This window comes from Nonomuraea sp. CX421 (assembly GCF_059358955.1).
In genome coordinates this window covers 1-16,696 of sequence record NZ_JCADBK010000041.1, presented here as the reverse complement: position 1 = coordinate 16,696, position 16,696 = coordinate 1, and the positions used below count along the sequence as shown (strand labels likewise).

The 16,696-nt window shown below is 72.6% G+C and carries 18 protein-coding genes; 11 read left to right on the top strand and 7 right to left on the bottom strand.

The annotated features are described in order from the left end of the window. The first annotated feature begins 99 nt into the window (after positions 1 to 99). Complete coding sequence (gene thmT, locus AC5L3X_RS38240; RefSeq protein ID WP_189124441.1) at positions 100 to 297, top strand: 2-hydroxymuconate tautomerase; 198 nt, start codon at positions 100 to 102, stop codon at positions 295 to 297. Continuing rightward, positions 294 to 1,739 (top strand): aldehyde dehydrogenase, encoded by a 1,446-nt coding sequence (locus AC5L3X_RS38235; RefSeq protein WP_494863617.1) that lies wholly within the window; start codon positions 294 to 296, stop codon positions 1,737 to 1,739. Before thmT ends, AC5L3X_RS38235 begins: the two co-directional genes overlap by 4 nt. A gap of 62 nt (positions 1,740 to 1,801) precedes the next feature. On the opposite strand, the gene AC5L3X_RS38230 is transcribed toward AC5L3X_RS38235, so the two are convergent. After that, complete coding sequence (locus AC5L3X_RS38230; protein ID WP_494863615.1) at positions 1,802 to 3,358, bottom strand: MDR family MFS transporter; 1,557 nt, start codon at positions 3,356 to 3,358, stop codon at positions 1,802 to 1,804. A gap of 150 nt (positions 3,359 to 3,508) precedes the next feature. Here AC5L3X_RS38230 and AC5L3X_RS38225 point away from each other — a divergent pair, with 150 nt between their 5' ends. Further along, on the top strand, positions 3,509 to 4,099 hold the full coding sequence (locus tag AC5L3X_RS38225) for a TetR/AcrR family transcriptional regulator (RefSeq protein ID WP_494863613.1): 591 nt from the start codon (positions 3,509 to 3,511) through the stop codon (positions 4,097 to 4,099). A gap of 33 nt (positions 4,100 to 4,132) precedes the next feature. On the opposite strand, the gene AC5L3X_RS38220 is transcribed toward AC5L3X_RS38225, so the two are convergent. Further along, the gene (locus tag AC5L3X_RS38220; protein WP_494863611.1) at positions 4,133 to 4,720 is read right to left on the bottom strand and encodes a DUF305 domain-containing protein; all 588 of its coding nucleotides are present in this window, start codon (positions 4,718 to 4,720) and stop codon (positions 4,133 to 4,135) included. A 196-nt stretch (positions 4,721 to 4,916) separates the two neighbouring features. Between AC5L3X_RS38220 and AC5L3X_RS38215 the strand changes: the two genes are divergently transcribed. Further along, entirely contained in the window at positions 4,917 to 5,933 is a 1,017-nt protein-coding gene (locus AC5L3X_RS38215) for a hypothetical protein (protein ID WP_494863609.1), read from the top strand. A gap of 19 nt (positions 5,934 to 5,952) precedes the next feature. Here AC5L3X_RS38215 and AC5L3X_RS38210 read toward each other — a convergent pair whose 3' ends face one another. Then, a complete protein-coding gene (locus AC5L3X_RS38210) occupies positions 5,953 to 6,966 on the bottom strand; it encodes a zinc-dependent alcohol dehydrogenase (protein ID WP_494863607.1) in 1,014 nt (337 codons plus the stop codon). A 65-nt stretch (positions 6,967 to 7,031) separates the two neighbouring features. Beyond that, on the bottom strand, positions 7,032 to 7,385 hold the full coding sequence (locus AC5L3X_RS38205) for an ArsC/Spx/MgsR family protein (RefSeq protein ID WP_494863605.1): 354 nt from the start codon (positions 7,383 to 7,385) through the stop codon (positions 7,032 to 7,034). 163 nt (positions 7,386 to 7,548) lie between these two features. On the opposite strand from AC5L3X_RS38205, the gene AC5L3X_RS38200 reads away from it, so the two are divergent. Then, positions 7,549 to 8,769, top strand: a complete 1,221-nt coding sequence (locus tag AC5L3X_RS38200) for an NAD(P)/FAD-dependent oxidoreductase (RefSeq protein ID WP_494863604.1) — start codon at positions 7,549 to 7,551, stop codon at positions 8,767 to 8,769. Between the two features lie 106 nt (positions 8,770 to 8,875). On the opposite strand, the gene AC5L3X_RS38195 is transcribed toward AC5L3X_RS38200, so the two are convergent. Together AC5L3X_RS38195 and AC5L3X_RS38190 are read right to left on the bottom strand one after the other, a co-directional pair. Then, positions 8,876 to 9,526, bottom strand: a complete 651-nt coding sequence (locus tag AC5L3X_RS38195; protein ID WP_494863602.1) for a carboxymuconolactone decarboxylase family protein — start codon at positions 9,524 to 9,526, stop codon at positions 8,876 to 8,878. After that, positions 9,523 to 9,921 (bottom strand): rhodanese-like domain-containing protein, encoded by a 399-nt coding sequence (locus AC5L3X_RS38190; RefSeq protein ID WP_494863600.1) that lies wholly within the window; start codon positions 9,919 to 9,921, stop codon positions 9,523 to 9,525. Before AC5L3X_RS38190 ends, AC5L3X_RS38195 begins: the two co-directional genes overlap by 4 nt. Positions 9,922 to 10,021: 100 nt before the next feature. Here AC5L3X_RS38190 and AC5L3X_RS38185 point away from each other — a divergent pair, with 100 nt between their 5' ends. The 5 genes from AC5L3X_RS38185 to AC5L3X_RS38165 all read left to right on the top strand — a co-directional run bounded on the left by AC5L3X_RS38185 (position 10,022) and on the right by AC5L3X_RS38165 (position 15,716). Continuing rightward, entirely contained in the window at positions 10,022 to 12,478 is a 2,457-nt protein-coding gene (locus AC5L3X_RS38185; protein WP_494863598.1) for an ATP-binding protein, read from the top strand. Between the two features lie 132 nt (positions 12,479 to 12,610). Further along, positions 12,611 to 12,874, top strand: a complete 264-nt coding sequence (locus tag AC5L3X_RS38180; RefSeq protein WP_494863596.1) for a hypothetical protein — start codon at positions 12,611 to 12,613, stop codon at positions 12,872 to 12,874. A gap of 46 nt (positions 12,875 to 12,920) precedes the next feature. Beyond that, entirely contained in the window at positions 12,921 to 13,865 is a 945-nt protein-coding gene (locus AC5L3X_RS38175) for a DNA polymerase domain-containing protein (RefSeq protein WP_494863594.1), read from the top strand. A 343-nt stretch (positions 13,866 to 14,208) separates the two neighbouring features. After that, complete coding sequence (locus AC5L3X_RS38170; protein WP_189124453.1) at positions 14,209 to 14,577, top strand: hypothetical protein; 369 nt, start codon at positions 14,209 to 14,211, stop codon at positions 14,575 to 14,577. Between the two features lie 146 nt (positions 14,578 to 14,723). Next, positions 14,724 to 15,716 (top strand): NAD-dependent epimerase/dehydratase family protein, encoded by a 993-nt coding sequence (locus AC5L3X_RS38165; RefSeq protein WP_494863592.1) that lies wholly within the window; start codon positions 14,724 to 14,726, stop codon positions 15,714 to 15,716. Between the two features lie 458 nt (positions 15,717 to 16,174). Here AC5L3X_RS38165 and AC5L3X_RS38160 read toward each other — a convergent pair whose 3' ends face one another. Then, on the bottom strand, positions 16,175 to 16,441 hold the full coding sequence (locus tag AC5L3X_RS38160) for a hypothetical protein (RefSeq protein ID WP_494863590.1): 267 nt from the start codon (positions 16,439 to 16,441) through the stop codon (positions 16,175 to 16,177). A 63-nt stretch (positions 16,442 to 16,504) separates the two neighbouring features. On the opposite strand from AC5L3X_RS38160, the gene AC5L3X_RS38155 reads away from it, so the two are divergent. Then, positions 16,505 to 16,696 (top strand): hypothetical protein (locus AC5L3X_RS38155; RefSeq protein ID WP_494863588.1); only part of this gene is annotated, 192 nt, incomplete at its 3' end.

Sequence of the window (16,696 nt, the reverse complement as noted above, 5' to 3'; positions counted from 1 at the left end):
TGTTTCATGGCTTTCGAGTCCGCTCACGTACGCACAGGCATGGAGAGAACGTGAATCCTGGACGACGTCTCGGTGCCGTGTTCGTCTCAGGTGGTGCGCATGCCGCTCGTTGAAGTCACCCTCATCCAGGGCCGGACCGCCGAGGACCTCCGGGCGCTGATCTCCGGCCTCACCGACGCGGTGGTCACCTCCATCGGCGCCCCCAAGGAGAGCGTGCGCGTCATCGTCCGGGAGATCCCGGCCACCCACTGGGCCGCCGGCGACGTCACGATCGCGGAAAGGTCGGCAACGCGATGACCGATTACCACGGCCACATCATCGACGGCCGCGAAGTGGACTCGCTCGACGGCCGGCGGTTCGCCAGCGTCGACCCGTGGACCCGCGAGCCCTGGGCTGAGGCCGCCCTGGGCGACCCGGCCGACGCCGCCGTGGCCGTGGCCGCGGCCCGGCGGGCCTTCGACGAGGGGCCGTGGCCCCGGATGGGGTACGCCGAACGCGGCCGGATCCTGCACCGGCTCGCCGACCTGCTGGAGGAACGTCAGGCCGAGATCAGGCTGGCCGACACCCGCGACATGGGCAAACCGGTCACCCAGAGCGGCCACGACGTGCAGCGGGCCGCCGCCAACTTCCGGTTCTTCGCCGACCACGCCCGCCTGTCGACCGGCCAGCTCCTCCCGATGGACTCCGGGCACCACGCCTACACGCGCTTCGAGCCGTCGGGGGTGACGGCGGCGATCGCGCCCTGGAACTTCCCGCTGATGCTGGAGAGCTGGAAGATCGCTCCCGCACTGGCCTGGGGCAACACGGTCGTCCTCAAGCCGGCCGAGGACACCCCGGTGTCGGCGACGCTGCTCGCCCGGCTGGCCCTTGAGGCCGGTATGCCGCCCGGCGTGCTGAACGTGGTGCACGGGTTCGGCCCCGACTCCGTGGGCCAGGCGCTCACCGAGGACCCCCGGGTCGATCGCATCACCTTCACCGGGGAGTCGGCGACCGGCCGGGTCATCGCCGGAGCCGCGGCGGCCAATCTCACCCCGGTCAGCCTGGAGCTCGGCGGCAAGGGAGCGAACATCGTCTTCGCCGACGCCGAGCTGGACAACGCCGTGCACTGGTCGGTCGAGGCCATCTTCCGCAACGCCGGGCAGGTGTGCCTGGCCGGCAGCCGGCTGTTCGTGCAACGTGCCGTCTACGACGAGTTCCTGAGCCGCTTCGTCAAGAAGGCCGAGGCACTGGTCTCCGGCGACCCGTCCGATCCGGCCACCGAGCTCGGCCCGCTGGCCAGTGAGACGCACTTCGCCAAGGTCAGCTCGTACGTGACGGACGTCGGCGAGGGCACGATCCTCACCGGAGGGCTCGGCGAGGGCTGGGCGGTCAGGCCCACCGTGATCGTCGGCCTGGAGCCGTCCGCCCGGCACTGCCGGGAGGAGATCTTCGGACCGGTCGTCGTCGTGCTGCCCTTCGACACCGAGGAGGAGGCCGTCGCCCTGGCCAACGGCACCCCCTACGGCCTCAACGCCATGCTCTTCACCGAGAACGTCAACCGGGCGCACCGCGTCTCGGCCGCGCTGAGGGCCGGCACGGTCTGGCTCAACTGCTTCTTCATCCGCGACCTGCGCGCCCCCTTCGGCGGTGTCGGCGACTCCGGCATCGGCCGGGAGGGTGGCGACTTCGGCCGGGAGTTCTTCACCGAGCCGAAGGCGGTCGTCATGCAGATCTCGCGGGATCAGCCGGCTGCACGCTGAGGCCGGCCTCACGCGGGGACAGCGCGGCAGCCAGGCCGCCGGCGCCGCCGGCGGCCTCCCGGTCAGGCGCGGGTCGTCTCCTGGCTCGCGGAGACGGCCGTCTCGCCGGTCGTGGGAGCGGGCTTCAGGTCGACGCTGTCGCGCAGCCGCGTCGGCTTGAGGAACAGGGTGGCGATGACGCCGAGGGCGGCGATGCCGGTGGAGACGAGGAAGATGTGCCCGGTGGCGTCGCCGTAGGCGGCGCGCACGATGGTCCTGAGCGGCTCCGGCATCTGCGCGATGTTGAGCGAGCCGCTTGCGCCCGCGGCCTCGGCCTTGATGCCGGCCTTGGCCAGTCCTTCGACGATGCTGGTCGCGACCTGGTTGGCCAGGATCGCGCCCAGCACCGAGACGCCGATGGTGCCGCCGAGCGAGCGGAAGAACGTGATCGCGCCGCTGGCCGCGCCGAGTTCGTTGAGCGGGACGGTGTTCTGGATGGCCAGGACGAGGTTCTGCATGGACATGCCGACCCCGACGCCGACCAGCATCATCGCGGCGCTGACGAAGACCAGCGACGTCTCGTGGTCCAGCGTGGACAGGCCGAGGAACCCGATGGTGAGGACGATGCCGCCGGTGACGATGTACGGCTTGACGTTGCCGCTCTTGGAGATCATGCGACCGGAGATCGTGGAGGAGAGCAGCACGCCGAGCATCATGGGAATGGTGAGCAGGCCCGCCTCGGTCGGGCTGTAGCCGCGCCCGATCTGGAAGTACTGGCCGAGGAAGACCGAGCCGCCGAACATGGCCATGCCGACCGCGAGGCTGGCCAGGATGGCCAGGGCCGGGGTGCGACGGCGGATGACGTGCAGCGGCACGACCGGCTCGGCGACCCTCGTCTCCACCCAGGTGGCCAGCGCGAGGACCAGCACGCCGCCGCCGACCATGGCCGCGGTCTGCCAGGACATCCAGTCGAAGGAGTTGCCGACGAAGGTCACCCAGATGAGCAGGACGCTGACGCCGAGGGCGATCAGGGTGGCGCCGACGTAGTCGATCTTGACGTCGGGACGGCGGACGGTGGCCACGCGCAGCGTCTTCTGCAGCAGCGCGAAGGCGATCACGGTGAACGGCACCGAGATGAAGAAGCACCAGCGCCAGCCGAGCCAGGAGGTGTCGGCGATCACGCCACCGATCAGCGGCCCGCCGACGGTGGCCACGGCCATGACGCCGCCGAGGTAGCCGTTGTACCTGCCGCGCTCCCTGGGGCTGATCATCGCCGCGATGATGACCTGTACGAGCACCTGCAGGGCCCCCATCCCCAGCCCCTGCAGCGCCCGGAAGGCGATCAGCTGGCCGGTGTCCTGCGCGAACCCACAGGCGACCGAGCTGACGATGAAGATGACGATGGCCACCTGGAGCAGCAGCTTCTTGCTGAACAGGTCGGCCAGCTTGCCCCAGATCGGCGTGGAGGCCGTCGAGGCGAGCAGCGAGGCGGTGACCACCCAGGTGTACTGCGACTGGGTGCCGTCGAGCGCGCCGATGATCTGCGGCAGCGCGACCGAGACGATCGTGGCGCTGATCATGGCCACGAACAAGACGAGCAGCAGCCCGCTGAGCGCTTCGAGCACTTGCCGATGGGTCATCGGCTCAGATGGTGCGGCCGTGGCTGTAGGTGCGCTCACGCGCGTCCTCCCCCTGGTGATCTTTCTGTGACAAGGAGCCAGCATATATGCCCAATGGGCAATTTTGCGCATTGGGCATATATGTCTGACTCGCGGTACGCTTACCGCAACATGGACATCCAGGTGGGGCTGCGCGAGCGCAAGAAGGCCGAGACGCGGCAGGCCGTGCACGAGGCGGCGCTGCGGCTGACGGTCGAGCACGGCTTCGACGCCGTCACCGTCGAGGCCATCGCCGACGCGGCCAACATCTCCCGGCGCACCTTCTCCAACTACTTCGCCGGCAAGGAGGACGCGGTCCTCTACGGCGAGGAGGAACGCGTCCGGCTACTGGTCGAGCGGATCCGCGCCCGGCCTTCCGCCGAGCGGCCCTGGCAGGCCATGCGCGCCGCCATCCACGACGTCTACCGCGAGGTGGGGGCCCCTGATCACGAGTGGGCCGCGCGCACCCGGCTGGCCCGCAAACACCCCGCGCTCCTGGCCAGGCAACTGGCCAACCACGCCGCGCTCGAACGCGAGCTGGCCGAGGCCATCACCGAGCGCGCGGCGCCAGGCGACGCCGTGATCCAGCCGCGCCTCATGGCCGCCGCCTTCCTCGTCACGTTGCGCATCGGCACCCACCTCTGGGTCGAGGAGCAGCGGACGTGTCCACTGCACGAGGTCATCGACGAATACCTCACCCAGATGGCCCAGCCGTTCGTCTGACGGCCGGTCTCGACGCTCATACACGGGACGAGGTCAGCCCACCCGCTTGACGATCTCGGCGATCGTCGCCTTCTGCCCGCTGATCAGCTCGCCGGCGAGGTCGACGGTCGGCTTGTGACTGCCCATGGTCTGCACGGTCTGGGCCATCTCGACGCCGGCGTCCAGGTGCTTGGCCAGCAGCGTCAGCCACGTACGGTCGAACTCCGCGCCCGACTGCCCCTCCAGCACCGAGATCTGCGCGGCGGAGATCATGCCGGGCATGGAGTGGCCGTCGTCCGCGCCCTCCGGCGGCACCTGCGCCTTCCACGACCGCAGCCACGACTCCATCAGCTCGATGTCGGCGCGCTCGTCGGCGATCAGCTTCTCGCTGAGCTTCCGTACGTACGCGTCGGTGCTCCGGTCCGCGACCAGCTCGGCGATCCGGATGGTCTGCCGGTGATGCGGGATCATCTCCTGGGAGAACTGCACGTCGGGGTTCACCTCGGCCGCCACACCGGCGGCGGCGACGGGCTCTCCGCCGGCCGGCGCGCACGCGCCCAGCAAGGGGACGCACAGCGCCATGGCCACCACGGCCACCACGGCCGACCGGACCCCCGACACCCGCCGCGCGCGCACCCGCATGATCGCCCTTTCCGTCCGGCAAAAGGTTGATGGTTACCCGGGGATACGCGGCCCGATCCGGGAAGGTTCACAGTCCGGCACCACGCGGCAACCGGAAAATCCGTGGAGGATCCGTACGGAACGGACGATGATGCTGCGCAGGCGGACCACGGGGAGGGCATCTCCTGACGCGTCCTCCCCGCTGGGAGACAGGGCATTGACGGGTCATCGCGAAGACAGCACGCACGCGGGCGGAGTCCTCGAGATCGCCTGCGACGAGTCGGGCTCCGAGGGTGACAAGCTCATCGGGGGCAACACCGACGTCTTCGCCCATGCCAGCGTGCGCCTGAGCGCCGACCTCGCGGCCCGGTGCATCGAGGAGACGCGCGACCGGGCGCCGTCGCCGACCACGGAGTACAAGTTCAGCATCCTCCGGCGCGCCAAGCACCGCGAGGCGCTCATCTGGCTGCTCGGCCCGCGCGGGCCGCTGCTCGGGCACGCTCACGTGCACCTGACCGACAAGACGTTCTTCGTCGTCGGCAGGGTCGTCGACCTGCTGGTGACGGAGGCGCCCTACCCGCCCGCCATCGGCCTGCGCCAGGACCGGCGGGCCCGGTCCATGACCGCCACCCTGCGCCGCGAGGGTCCGCGCGCGTACGGAGCCGAGCGGTGGGAGTCCTTTCTAGCCGCGTTCAACGGCCTGATGCGGGCCCCCAACCACCGCAGCGCGCCCGCGTCCGTCACGGCGTTCTTCGACCTGGTCGACGACCTGCGCCGGTCCGGCGCGCGAAGCCCGGCCGGCGAGGCGATGGAGCTGCTGTGGCTGGCCAGACCGCGCGTGGCCGCCTTCCGCGAACGCCTGCTCGCCGACCCGGGAGTGATCCCCGCCCTCGACACCCTGATCCCGGCCATCGTCGGCGCGGTCGCCTACTGGGGCGCGGGCGGCAGATCCGTCGCGGTGGTGCACGACAGGCAGACGCTGCTGACGGACGAGCGGATCGGCCGGCTCAAGGAGCTGCTCCACGCCCGCGAGCCCGGCGGCCGGTTGACCGGCCTGACGCTCGTCGACTCGCGCTGCGACCCCCGGATCCAGGTGGCCGACCTGCTGGCGGGCGCGGCACGGAAGATCGCCTCGGACGAACTCAACGGCCGCGGCGACGCCGAGCTCACCGCGCTGCTGCGGCCGTACGTGGACACGTCCTCGATCTGGAGCGACGACCGGCACAGCCGCTGAGGCGGCCTCGGGGCCGGCGTCAGCGGCGCGGGTCCACGTGGACCTTGGGAGCGTCGCCCCACTCCGGCGGACGGCGGCCGGCCAGGACGGCGGCGACCTCGTCCAGCGCTACCGTCGCGGCGACGAGCGGGCGCGGATCGACCGTGCCCGAGGCGTACAGCTCGACGGTCTCGGCCAGCCCGGCGGAGGCGCCGAGCACGCCGACCGCGGTGACGTCCTTGAGGGCGACGGCACGGGTGTCGACCGGGCTCGGTGTCCCGGCCAGCCCCACGAAGACCACCCGGCGGCCCGGTTCGACCAGCTCGACGGCGAGCGCCGGCAGGCCGGGCGCGTTGGAGGCGTCCACGACGGCGTCGTAGCGCAGGGCGGGCAGCGTCTCCCGGGTCCACACCTGCTCGAAACCGACCGAGCGGGCGAAGGCCAGTGAGCTCGCGGTCTGCCCGAGCAGGTGCACCTCGGCGCCGCGGGCGGCGGCGATCTGGGCGACGAGCAGCCCGATGGTGCCGGGGCCGAGCACCAGCAGCCGTTCGCCGGGGGCCAGACCGGCGCCCCGCACGGCGCGCATCGCGTTGCCGCCGGGCTCGACGAGCGCGCCGAGCGCCGGGTCCACGGCGGCGGGCAGCGGGTGCAGCGCGGTCACGGGCACGGGCAGCCGCTCGGCCAGCGCGCCCGGCCAGCCGCCCCGGATGCCGATCTCGTACCGGTCGGCGCACACGTGCCCGCGCCCGGCGGCGCACCGCGCGCAACGACCGCAGCCGAGCATGGTGTCGCCGGTGACGCGGCGGCCGAGCCAGGACGGGTCCACGCCGTCGCCGACCGCGCGCACGGCGCCGGACCACTCGTGGCCGATCCGCAGCGGGTAGGCCGCCTGGCCGGTGTGCAGGTAGGGCAAGGTGCCGGTGAAGAGCTCCACGTCGGTGCCGCACACCCCGACCCGCTCGACGTCGACGACCACCTCGCCGGGGCCCGCCTCGGGCGGCTCGACCTCCCGAACACCGGCCTCGCCGGGCCCGGTGATCACTAAGGCGCGCATCCGGCCAATCTATCCACTGCGGGCCCCGGTTCATGACGAGCCTGCCCACGACCTGGCGCCGCCGGTCACAGTGTCGAGCGGACGGCCTCCTCCGTGCGGGCCACGACGGACGGCCCGTCGGCCGCGGTGATGATCGGGCGCTGGATCAGGATCGGATGGGCGGCCAGCGCCCCGATCCAGCGGTCACGGTCGGCCGGGGTGCGCGACCAGCCGGCCAGGCCGAGCTCGGTCGCGACGGGCTCGCCGAGCCGGGTGATGTCCCAGGGTTCGAGCCCGAGCCTGGCCAGCACCTCACGCAGTTCGTGCTCGTCGGGCGGGTCGTCGAGGTAGCGGCGCACGGTGTAGTCGGCCTGCTCGGCGTCCAGGATCGACAGCGCGGAACGGCACTTCGAACACTCGGGATTGATCCAGATCTCCATGAGGCTCCTTCTGAGGGTGCGGGCGTCCGGTGAGGGCGCGCGAACGTCGACAGGGTTACGATGCGCCCGCCGGGAAGGTAGCCGACGTGGGCGACGCCCGTGAAGAGGCAGCAGGTGATGCTCGCGCGTCGAGCCCGGCATCTACCCGACAGGAGTCTGAATCATGACATTCGTGATCGCGGGTGGCGGTCTGGCCGCCGCCAAGACCGCCGAAGCCCTGCGCGAGCAGGGGTACGACGGCCGGCTCGTGCTGGCCTGCGCGGAGCCCCACCTGCCCTACGAGCGTCCACCGCTGTCCAAGGACTACCTGCAGGGCAAGTCCGAGCGAGACAAGGTCTTCGTCCACGACGCGGCGTGGTACCAGAGCCAGGAGGTCGACCTGCGCCTGCGCACCGAGGTGACCGCCATCGACCGCGCCGGCCACGCGCTCGGCCTGTCCGGCGGCGAACGCCTCGGCTACGCCAAGCTGCTGCTGGCCACCGGCGCCACACCCCGTCGCCTGCCCGTGCCCGGCGCCGACCTCGACGGTGTCCTCTACCTGCGCACCGTCGACGACAGCGAGCGGCTGCGCGACACCCTGGCCGCCGTCTCCAGCGTCGCGATCGTCGGCGCAGGCTGGATCGGCCTGGAGGTGGCCGCCGCCGCCCGCGCCGCCGGCGTACGGGTCAGCGTGCTGGAGGCCGAGCGGCAGCCGCTGCTGCGCGTGCTCGGCTCCCGGATCGCCGCCGTCTTCTCCGCGCTGCACCGCGAGCACGACGTCGACCTGCGGCTCGGAGTGCAGGTCAGCGAGATCACCGGCGAGCACGGCCGGGCGACGGGGGTGCGGCTGGCCGACGGCGCCCACGTCGCGGCCGACGCCGTCATCGTCGGCATCGGCGCCGCCCCCGACACGGGCCTCGCGGCCGCCGCCGGGCTCAGGGTGGACGACGGGATCGTGGTGGACGCCGGGCTGCGCACCTCCGACCCCGACATCTTCGCCGCGGGCGACGTGGCCAACGCCTACCACCCGCTGTACGACGCCCATGTCCGCGTCGAGCACTGGGCCAACGCCCTCAACCAGCCCGCCGTCGCCGCCCGCTCCATGCTCGGCCAGGACGCCGTGTACGACCGGCTGCCGTACTTCTACACCGACCAGTACGACCTGGGCATGGAATACACCGGCCTCACCCGGCCCGGTCACAACGACGACGTCGTCGTCCGGGGCGACCTGGACTCCCGCGAGTTCATCGCCTTCTGGCTCGACGGCGACCGGGTGGTGGCCGGCATGAACGTCAACGTCTGGGACGTCACGAGCCCCATCCAGGAGCTGATCCGCTCCGGCCGCCCGGTCGACCGCGCCCGGCTCGCCGACCCGGCCACCCCACTCCCCGAAACCACTCTCTGACACGAACGGCCGTGCCCGCCCCTGCCGTGATCCGTCCGCCGACGACGAGCCACCTCAAACGGGCCCGTACCGGCCACGAGCAGGCCGGGACGTCCGTGGGTGGCCCTCAGGCGTCGGAGATGGGGCGGCCGTAGGTGACGGCGTCGAGGACGGCCGCAGGGGTGGTGGCGCGCAGCTCGGCGTCAGGGCGCGCCCCGAGCGCGGCGTTGACCGTCGAGAACGCGACGCGCAGCGCGACGAACACCGTCATCGCGAAGATCTGGGCGTCATCGAACCCGGCCTCGCGCAACCTCCGCACGTCCGCCGCGCTCGTACCGCTGGGATCGCGCGCCACCGCGCGCGCCCAGTCGGCCATCGCCCGCTCACCCGCCGTCAGGCCACCACCGCCCATCGAAGCATCACCACCCGGCAGAGCGTCGCCGACCGGCGGGGCGTCGCCGGGAGGGAGGGTGTCGCGGAGGACGGCCGCCGCGGTGAGGGCGTCGGACTGCGTGGCCAGCCGGCCGCCCCACACCAGCGAGCAGTATGAGTCGCCGAGCGCCGAAGCGCAGGCGGTGACGAGAACGCCGCGTCCCCGCAGGCCCAGCCCGTGCACCGCGCCGGTCGCCGTCATCAGGTCGAACAGCCCGTTGAGGACGTCCGGCTGGTAGGCCCAGAGCCGGGACAGGTTCATCACGTAGCCGACCTCGGCGATGTCTTCGTCGAACACCTTCCGTCCCTCGGCCGTCAGAGGCGGGACGGCGAGGAAACCGCTCACGACGCGTCACCGGCCCGGAAGGTCACCGGGCGGCCGTCGGCCTTCCAGGCGGCCAGCCCGCCATCGAGGTGCGAGACGTCGGCGTACCCGAGCGCCTGCAGGGTGCGGGCGGCGAGGGCGGACCGGCCACCGGAGGCGCAGTAGAGGATGGTCGGCGCCGACGGGTCGAACTCCGCGCGGTGGTAGGGGCTGTCGGGGTCGGCCCAGAACTCCAGCATCCCGCGCGGCGCCCGCACCGCCTCGGGGATCGCGCCCTCGCGCTGGACCTCGTCGGGCTCGCGGAGGTCGACCAGCGTCACGGTGCCGGTTTCGAGGGCTGCCGCCACCTCCGCCACGGACAGGTTGCGGACCTGCTCGCGGGCGCGTGCCACCAGTTGCTTGACGGACTCGCTCATCATGCCTGCCTTCCGGTAAAGGGGTCGCCCGGTCATTGGACACCGGGGGCGCGATCATCCACATCCGTGCTCAGTACGGAAATAGCGGATACTCCGTTCCATGGATGCCGATCCGCTGCGGGCGGCCGGGGTGACGCCGCGCGAGCTCCAGATCTTCTGGCTCGTGGGCGACCGCCTGCACAACCGGGAGATCGCCGACAGCCTCCAGGTGTCGGAGCGGACCGTGGAGAGCCACGTGTCGTCCCTGCTGCGCAAGCTCGGCGGGTCGAGCCGGCTGGCGCTGGTCGACACGGCGGTGCGGCTGCGGGCCCGCCGGGAGCCCGGCACCGTACTGCCCCGGCCGCTGTCGTCGTTCGTGGGTCGTGACCAGGAGACGGACGACCTGGTCAGGCTGCTTGGAACGCACCGGCTGCTGACGCTGACCGGCCCGGCGGGCACCGGCAAAACCCGGCTGGCGTTGCGGCTGGCGCAGTCGGTGTCCACGCTGCCGCCCGCCGTGCTGGTCGATCTCGCCTCCGTCCCTCCTGGGGACGACGTGGAGCGCGCGTTCGCCGACGCCCTGGGCGTGTCCGGGGACGAGCGGAGGCTGCGGTCCCTGATCCGCGAGGCGCTCGCCGAGGGCCGCCACTGGCTGCTGGTCGACAACTGCGAACACGTCACCGGCACCGCGGCGGCGTTGCTCGCCGACCTGCTGGCCACCACGGAGCGGCTGCACGTGCTGGCCACCGGCCACGGCCCGCTCGGCGTCGCCGGGGAGGTCGTCTACGAGGTCGCGCCGCTGCCGGTGCCCGAGGAGACCGACGATCCGGCGGTGGTGCTCGGCGCCGCCGCCGGACGGCTGTTCGCGGACCGCGCGAGCGCCGTCTCACCCGGCTTCGAGGTCACCCCGGGCAACGCCCGGCACGTCGCGATGGTCTGCCGCCGGCTGGACGGCCTGCCGCTGGCCATCGAGCTGGCCGCGGCCCGGATCCGGTTCTTCTCGCCGGCCGAGTTGCTGGGCCGGCTGGACGACCGGTTCGCGCTGCTGACGGACGGGGCGCAGGGGCGGCACCGGACGCTGGAGGAGGCCCTCCAGTGGAGCCACGACCTGCTGGGCGACGGCGAGCGGACGCTGTTCGAGCGGTGCTCGGTGTTCCCCGGGGAGTTCGACTACGACACGGCGGCGCAGGTCCTGGCCTACCCGCCGCTGGGCTCCGCCGACCTCGTCCGGCTCTTCCCTCGCCTGCTGGACCGCTCACTGATCTCCCGCCGCCGCCGCGACGAGACCACCGAGTACCGCCTGCTCGACAGCGTCCGCCAGTTCGCGCACCGGCGGCTGGTGTCCCGCGGCGGCGCCGAGACGGCCCGCGAGCAGCATGCCCGCCACCACCTCCGGCACGGCGTGAGCCTGCTGCCCGACCTGCGTGGGCGGGACCAGGCGAGCGCGATGCGCTGGTTCGACCGCCACTGGGGCGATCTGCGGACCGCGATGCGCTGGGCCCTCGACCGGCCGGACACCGTGCCCGCGTGGGAGTTCCTGGCCGGCGTCGGGACGGGGTGGGAGATCCTCGGCGCCCGTGGCGAGCTGTTCGGCTGGATCGACCGGCTGCTCGAACGCCCCCTGCCGGCCGGCTCGCTCGGGGTCCGGGCGGCCGTCACCTGCTCCGTGCTGCTGGCGTACCAGGACACCGGGCGCGCCCTGACGTTCGCCGAGCAGGCGTACGAGCGCGCGGGCGACGGGGCCGGGCCGGACCAGGCGCTCGCGCTGCTCGCCCTCGGCTGGGTGAAGATGTACGGCGAGGACCGCGCGGCCGCCGCCGGCCACCTGGAACACGCGGCGGCCCGCTTCGAGGCGCTGGGCGACGACTGGCACCGCGCCCTGACGATGTCCGCCCTCGGGCACGCCGGCAGCGGCACCGCGACCGCCCTGGCGCGTACGGTCGAGGCCGCCGACCTGTTCGGACGGCTGCGCGACCACGTGAAGCGGGCCAACTGCCTCAGCCAGCTGGCCGTCCGCGCGATCGAGGAGCACACCCGCCTCGACGACGCCGCGACCTGGCTGGCCGAGGCCGGACGGCTGGCCCGGCTCAGCGGCAACGACCACGAACGGTTGCACGCCGAGGTCTTCCGGGCCCATCTCGACCAGCAGCGGGGCGACCACGCGAGCGCCGCGACGAGCTACGCGGCGCTCCTCGGGCAGTTCCGGCGGATCGGCGACCGCCGCTGCACGGCCCGTTGCCTGCTCGGCCTCGGCCGCGCCGCGACCGAGGGCGGCGAGCATGACCTGGCCCGGCGCCGGCTGACCGAGGGCCTTGAACTCGCGCTCGGCGTCGGCGACCTGCGCGCCACGATGACGGGCCTGTGCCTGCTCGCCGAGTGCGAGCGCGCGACCGGGCGCTTCGAGCGCGCCGCAGTCCTGCTCGGCGCCGCCGAACGCCTCGACCCGGAGCTGCGCGCCCGCCTGTTCCCCGGCGACGCCCCGCACGCGGCTCTCCGGGACCGGCTCGGCGCCGCCGACCTTGAGGCCGCTCTCGCCGCGGGCGGCAGGACGCCGCTCCCCGACCTCCTCTCTCCTTGAGCCGCCGTCCCGCTCGCCCGCCGAGCGGATGGGAGCCTGCCGGATCTCGCGGGCCGGGAACCCGTGCGCGCGGCGCGAGGGAGGTGGGCGACAATCGTCGCGGGCGAGGAGGAGACCGGCGAGGAGGAGACCATGGAGGCGGTCGTGAAGTGGGTCGCGAGCTGGGTGGGGCTGGCCGGTCATCTCTGCACGCTGCCGTTCTACCTCGCGAGCGGGCTGGTGGCGCCACTGTGGGCGATCGTCGTGCTGCTCGCGCTCTGGCTGGCGCTGCTGGGCGTCTCCGTCTGGGCCGTACGAGCGCGCTCGCCGTGGGGGCTGCTGGTCCCGGTCGCGGCGGTGGGCCTCTGGCTGGGCGGCGTCTCGGCCGGTGAGGCGTTCTTGGGGTGGACGGCGTGATCCGCTGTTGTTGACCCGCGCGGCGGAGATCGGCATCGTGGGGCGGGTGACCAGCGATGAGACGCGAGACGGAGTGTCGCTGACCAATCTCGACCAGCCGCTGTTCGACGAGGCGAACGCGACGAAACGGGATCTGGTCGACTACCTGGACGCGGTCCGTGATCGCATCCTGCCGGTCCTGCGGGACCGCGCGTTGTCGGTGATCCGCGTGCGGCCGGGCCAGGCGCCGTTTATGCAGAAGAACGTCCCCAAATACGCTCCTTCCTGGGTGCGTACAGTGTCCGTCTGGGCGGGGTCCTCGCAGCGGCAGGTGTCCTACGCGTTGTGCGACGACCGCCGGACCCTGCTGTGGTTCGCCAACCAGCGGGCGGTCGAATACCACCCGGCGCTGTTCCGCGGCGAGCACGCCACCCACCTCGTGCTCGACCTCGACCCGCCGGTGGACGACGCGTTCCCGCTGGCCGTGCGAGCCGCCCGGCTGGTGCGGCAGGCGCTGGACGACGCCGGGCTGGCGGGCGCGGTGAAGACCAGCGGCGCGAAGGGGCTGCACGTGTTCGTCCCGGTGGTCGAGGGCACCGCGATGGACGACCTGGCCGCGGCCACCCGGGCCCTGGCCGCCCGCGCCGAGCTGATCGACCCTGCACTGGCCACCACGGCGTTCATCCGGGAGGACCGCGCGGGCAAGGTGTTCCTCGACTCCACCCGGGCCGGCGGCGCGACGGTGGTAGCCGCCTACAGCCCGCGCATCCGGCCGGGCACCCCGGTGTCCTTCCCCGTCGCCTTGGACGACCTCGACCGGGTGACGCCGGCCGACTTCACCGTCCACACGGCGTTGGAGCTGCTCGGTGACGGCGACCCCTGGGCCGAGCAGATGCCCGAGCCGCAGCGCCTGCCCGCCGACCTGGTCGAGCAGGGGCACACCATCCCGATCGCCCGGGTCCAGGCCATGCACGAGGGCAAGCGCCGCGCCCGCGCCCGCCGCGCGGAGTGAGCCCACCCGCCCGGACCACGTCAGCGGAGTCGTTCGAACCAGCGCAGCACGATCGGGAACGAGCGGAACGCGGAGCTCTGGTGATCCACCTCGCCCACGCGCCCTGCCGGTAGCCGGGCCGCAGTAGGGCGAGTTGTGCTTACGGTGGTCGCCGATGCCGTGCGGCCTGGCGAGGGCTGCGAGGCTTGGAACGACCTCTAAGGCAGGAGCCTGACTCGGAGGCGGACGTCCGTCCGTCGCACTCCGTCTTTCACTATCCGTGACTACATTGATTCAGTGTGTTACAACAGATGGTTCCAGACGCTCAGCCGCTGGATGCCAGCGGATGGAGAGAGGAGTTCGTGTGCGTTCCCACCTACGCACGATCATGGTCGTGGCGGCGTTCGCCTCGCTGGCCACGGGGGTCTCGGTGGCTCCGGCCGCCGCTGACGGTGTGCCGACCGACCGGGCGGGTGACTCCGCTGCAGCCCGCATGGTCGGTGAGTGCACCGATCCGGGATACGTCGGCGCCATCCGCTTCCGCAACCCTCTGGGGCTGTACGACGTGGACTGCATCCGGCCCGAGAGCGTCCGATACCCCGGGCCGGTCTTCGTCACCCACTGCAAGCCCACCAACGGCGGGTGGCTCAACCTGCACATGCCCGGCGGCGAGGTGCTCGAATGCCCAGCCACCGTCTACCGGGACGCCATCGGGTACAGCGCCTGGGCCTGACCGGCGCGACGCTCGACGGTGCAGGACGGCAGGTCCGAGCCCGAGAGCCGTAGGCCGTGGGCGGTGACGTTGTTTACGCTTTGGGCGATTCCGCTCAGGGCGTGCGCCCATGGCGCGGCGCTCGGCCGGTAAGCCAGGGTGAGGGCATGAGACTGCTGGTGCTGGGCGGGACCGAGTTCGTGGGCCGGGCGTTCGTCGACGAGGCGCTGTCCCTCGGCCACGACGTGAGCGTGTTCAACCGGGGCACCCACGAGCCGCCCGACGGGGTGACGGCGTTGCGCGGCGACCGGACGGCGCCCGGCGGGCTGGCCGCGATCGAGCGGGGCGAGTGGGATGTCGTCGTCGACACCTGGGCCTGGGCGCCGTCCGCCGTGCGCGACGCCGCACGCCTGCTGGCAGACCGGGCCGGCCACTTCGTCTACGTCTCCACCCGTTCGGTCTACCACTACCCCACGCCACCGGGCGCCGACGAGACCGCGCCCCTGGTCGAGGGCTCCCCCGACGACGACATCGCGCTCGAGTACGCCCGCGCCAAGATGGGCGGCGAGTTGGCCGCCGTGGCGGCGTTCGGCGACCGGGCGCTGCTGGCACGGGCAGGGCTGATCCTCGGGCCGCACGAGAACATCGGCCGGCTGCCGTGGTGGCTGCACCGCGTCGCCCGGGGCGGTCCGGTGCTCGCCCCCGGCCCCGCCGACCTCGGCCTGCAGTACATCGACGCCCGCGACCTGGCCCTGTGGTGCCTGGCCGCCGCCGAGCGCGGCCTGAGCGGGCCCTACAACACGGTCAGCCCGCCCGCCTTCACCACCATGGGCGAGCTGCTGGAGACCTGTGTCCGGGTGACCGGCTCCGACGCCCGGCTCCAGTGGGCGGAGCCCGAGACGATCCTCGCGGCCGGGGTGGCCGAATGGACCGACCTGCCGATCTGGCTGCACGGCGAGACCCACGGCGCCATGCACCAGGGCGACGTGTCCAAGGCCGTCGCGGCGGGACTGCGCTGCCGTCCGGTCGAGGAGACCGTGGCCGACACCTGGGCCTGGCTGCGCGGCCTGCCCGGCCTGCCGTCCACGCGGGCCGATCGCCCTCCCGTCGGGCTTGACCCCGAGGTGGAGGCCAAGCTTCTGGAGCAAGTGCGGCCGTAGGCCGTCGTTCGGGCCTCCGACCGGCCCATGCCGACCGCCGTGCCGCCCGACCGCCGTCCGGCCGACCCCCGTCCCGGCCGACCCCCGTGCGGGCCGACCCCCGTGCGGGCCGCGGAGGCGGGTGGGCGTTCCGGCCGACCGCGATTGCCCGGGGTCTGGTGATTTTCGCCTTCGGCCTCCTACGGGCGCGGGGGTACTTGGCACGGTCTTAAGTCGGCCGGAACGCCCACCCGCCTCCGCTTTCGGCTGTCCGGCCGTTCTTCTTGGGCGCCGAAGTTCCTGTTCGGGTTCGTCGTCGTTCTTCTCGCCGATGCTGAAGCGCCTGTTTCCGTCTTTGGCGGTTTGTCGCCGTAGCTGAAGCCCTGGCTTTCCGGCACAGTGCGGGTCGGGCGCCGAAGCAGGCGGCGTTCACTCAATCACGTGGCGGCGGATCACGTGCGCGGTGCGGACCTGTGGTGTCAGGTGAGGTGGCGGGAGAAGAAGCGGAGTGTGCTGTCCAGTTCGAAGGCTGGGACTCGCGCGTGTTCGCCGGGGTTGGCGTGCAGTGTTTTCTCAGGTGAGGCCAGGGCGTCGAACAGGGCCAGGCTCTGTGCCCGCGGCACTCGTTCGTCGTCCCACTGCACCAGGAACTCCACGGGGACGGTGATCCGCGCGGCGGCCTCGGCGGAGGCCGAGGCTCCGCCGAGGCCCAGCACCGCCGCGCGGTCCCGGGGTTCGGCGGCCACGTACGGAACGCCGAGTCCGCATCCGAGCGAGAGCCCCCAGTAGCCCACCGGGCCCGGGCCGACGTGCTCGAGTCGCTGGACGGCGTCCAGGGCGGCCTGCCATTCCGGGACGGTCTGGCGGGCTACCAGCGCGTCAGCTTCTCAGCCCTGAAGGGACTGAGCTTGCAGCTCCTGGCCGTCGGTGGTTTCGACGGTTTGGTCCGCGTCAGGCAGCGTGACTCACTGCCCAGCCCGTCTCACCGCGTGCGGCGATGT

What these genes read in the sequence shown, in the direction of transcription:
- AC5L3X_RS38235 (WP_494863617.1), top strand. Translation starts at nt 294, where the DNA reads ATGACCGATTACCACGGCCACATCATCGACGGCCGCGAAGTGGACTCG.
- AC5L3X_RS38230 (WP_494863615.1), bottom strand. Translation starts at nt 3,358, where the DNA reads ATGACCCATCGGCAAGTGCTCGAAGCGCTCAGCGGGCTGCTGCTCGTC.
- AC5L3X_RS38180 (WP_494863596.1), top strand. Translation starts at nt 12,611, where the DNA reads ATGGAGGCGGTCGTGAAGTGGGTCGCGAGCTGGGTGGGGCTGGCCGGT.
- thmT (WP_189124441.1), top strand. Translation starts at nt 100, where the DNA reads ATGCCGCTCGTTGAAGTCACCCTCATCCAGGGCCGGACCGCCGAGGAC.
- AC5L3X_RS38185 (WP_494863598.1), top strand. Translation starts at nt 10,022, where the DNA reads ATGGATGCCGATCCGCTGCGGGCGGCCGGGGTGACGCCGCGCGAGCTC.
- AC5L3X_RS38220 (WP_494863611.1), bottom strand. Translation starts at nt 4,720, where the DNA reads ATGCGGGTGCGCGCGCGGCGGGTGTCGGGGGTCCGGTCGGCCGTGGTG.
- AC5L3X_RS38200 (WP_494863604.1), top strand. Translation starts at nt 7,549, where the DNA reads ATGACATTCGTGATCGCGGGTGGCGGTCTGGCCGCCGCCAAGACCGCC.
- AC5L3X_RS38165 (WP_494863592.1), top strand. Translation starts at nt 14,724, where the DNA reads ATGAGACTGCTGGTGCTGGGCGGGACCGAGTTCGTGGGCCGGGCGTTC.
- AC5L3X_RS38190 (WP_494863600.1), bottom strand. Translation starts at nt 9,921, where the DNA reads ATGAGCGAGTCCGTCAAGCAACTGGTGGCACGCGCCCGCGAGCAGGTC.
- AC5L3X_RS38210 (WP_494863607.1), bottom strand. Translation starts at nt 6,966, where the DNA reads ATGCGCGCCTTAGTGATCACCGGGCCCGGCGAGGCCGGTGTTCGGGAG.
- AC5L3X_RS38205 (WP_494863605.1), bottom strand. Translation starts at nt 7,385, where the DNA reads ATGGAGATCTGGATCAATCCCGAGTGTTCGAAGTGCCGTTCCGCGCTG.
- AC5L3X_RS38225 (WP_494863613.1), top strand. Translation starts at nt 3,509, where the DNA reads ATGGACATCCAGGTGGGGCTGCGCGAGCGCAAGAAGGCCGAGACGCGG.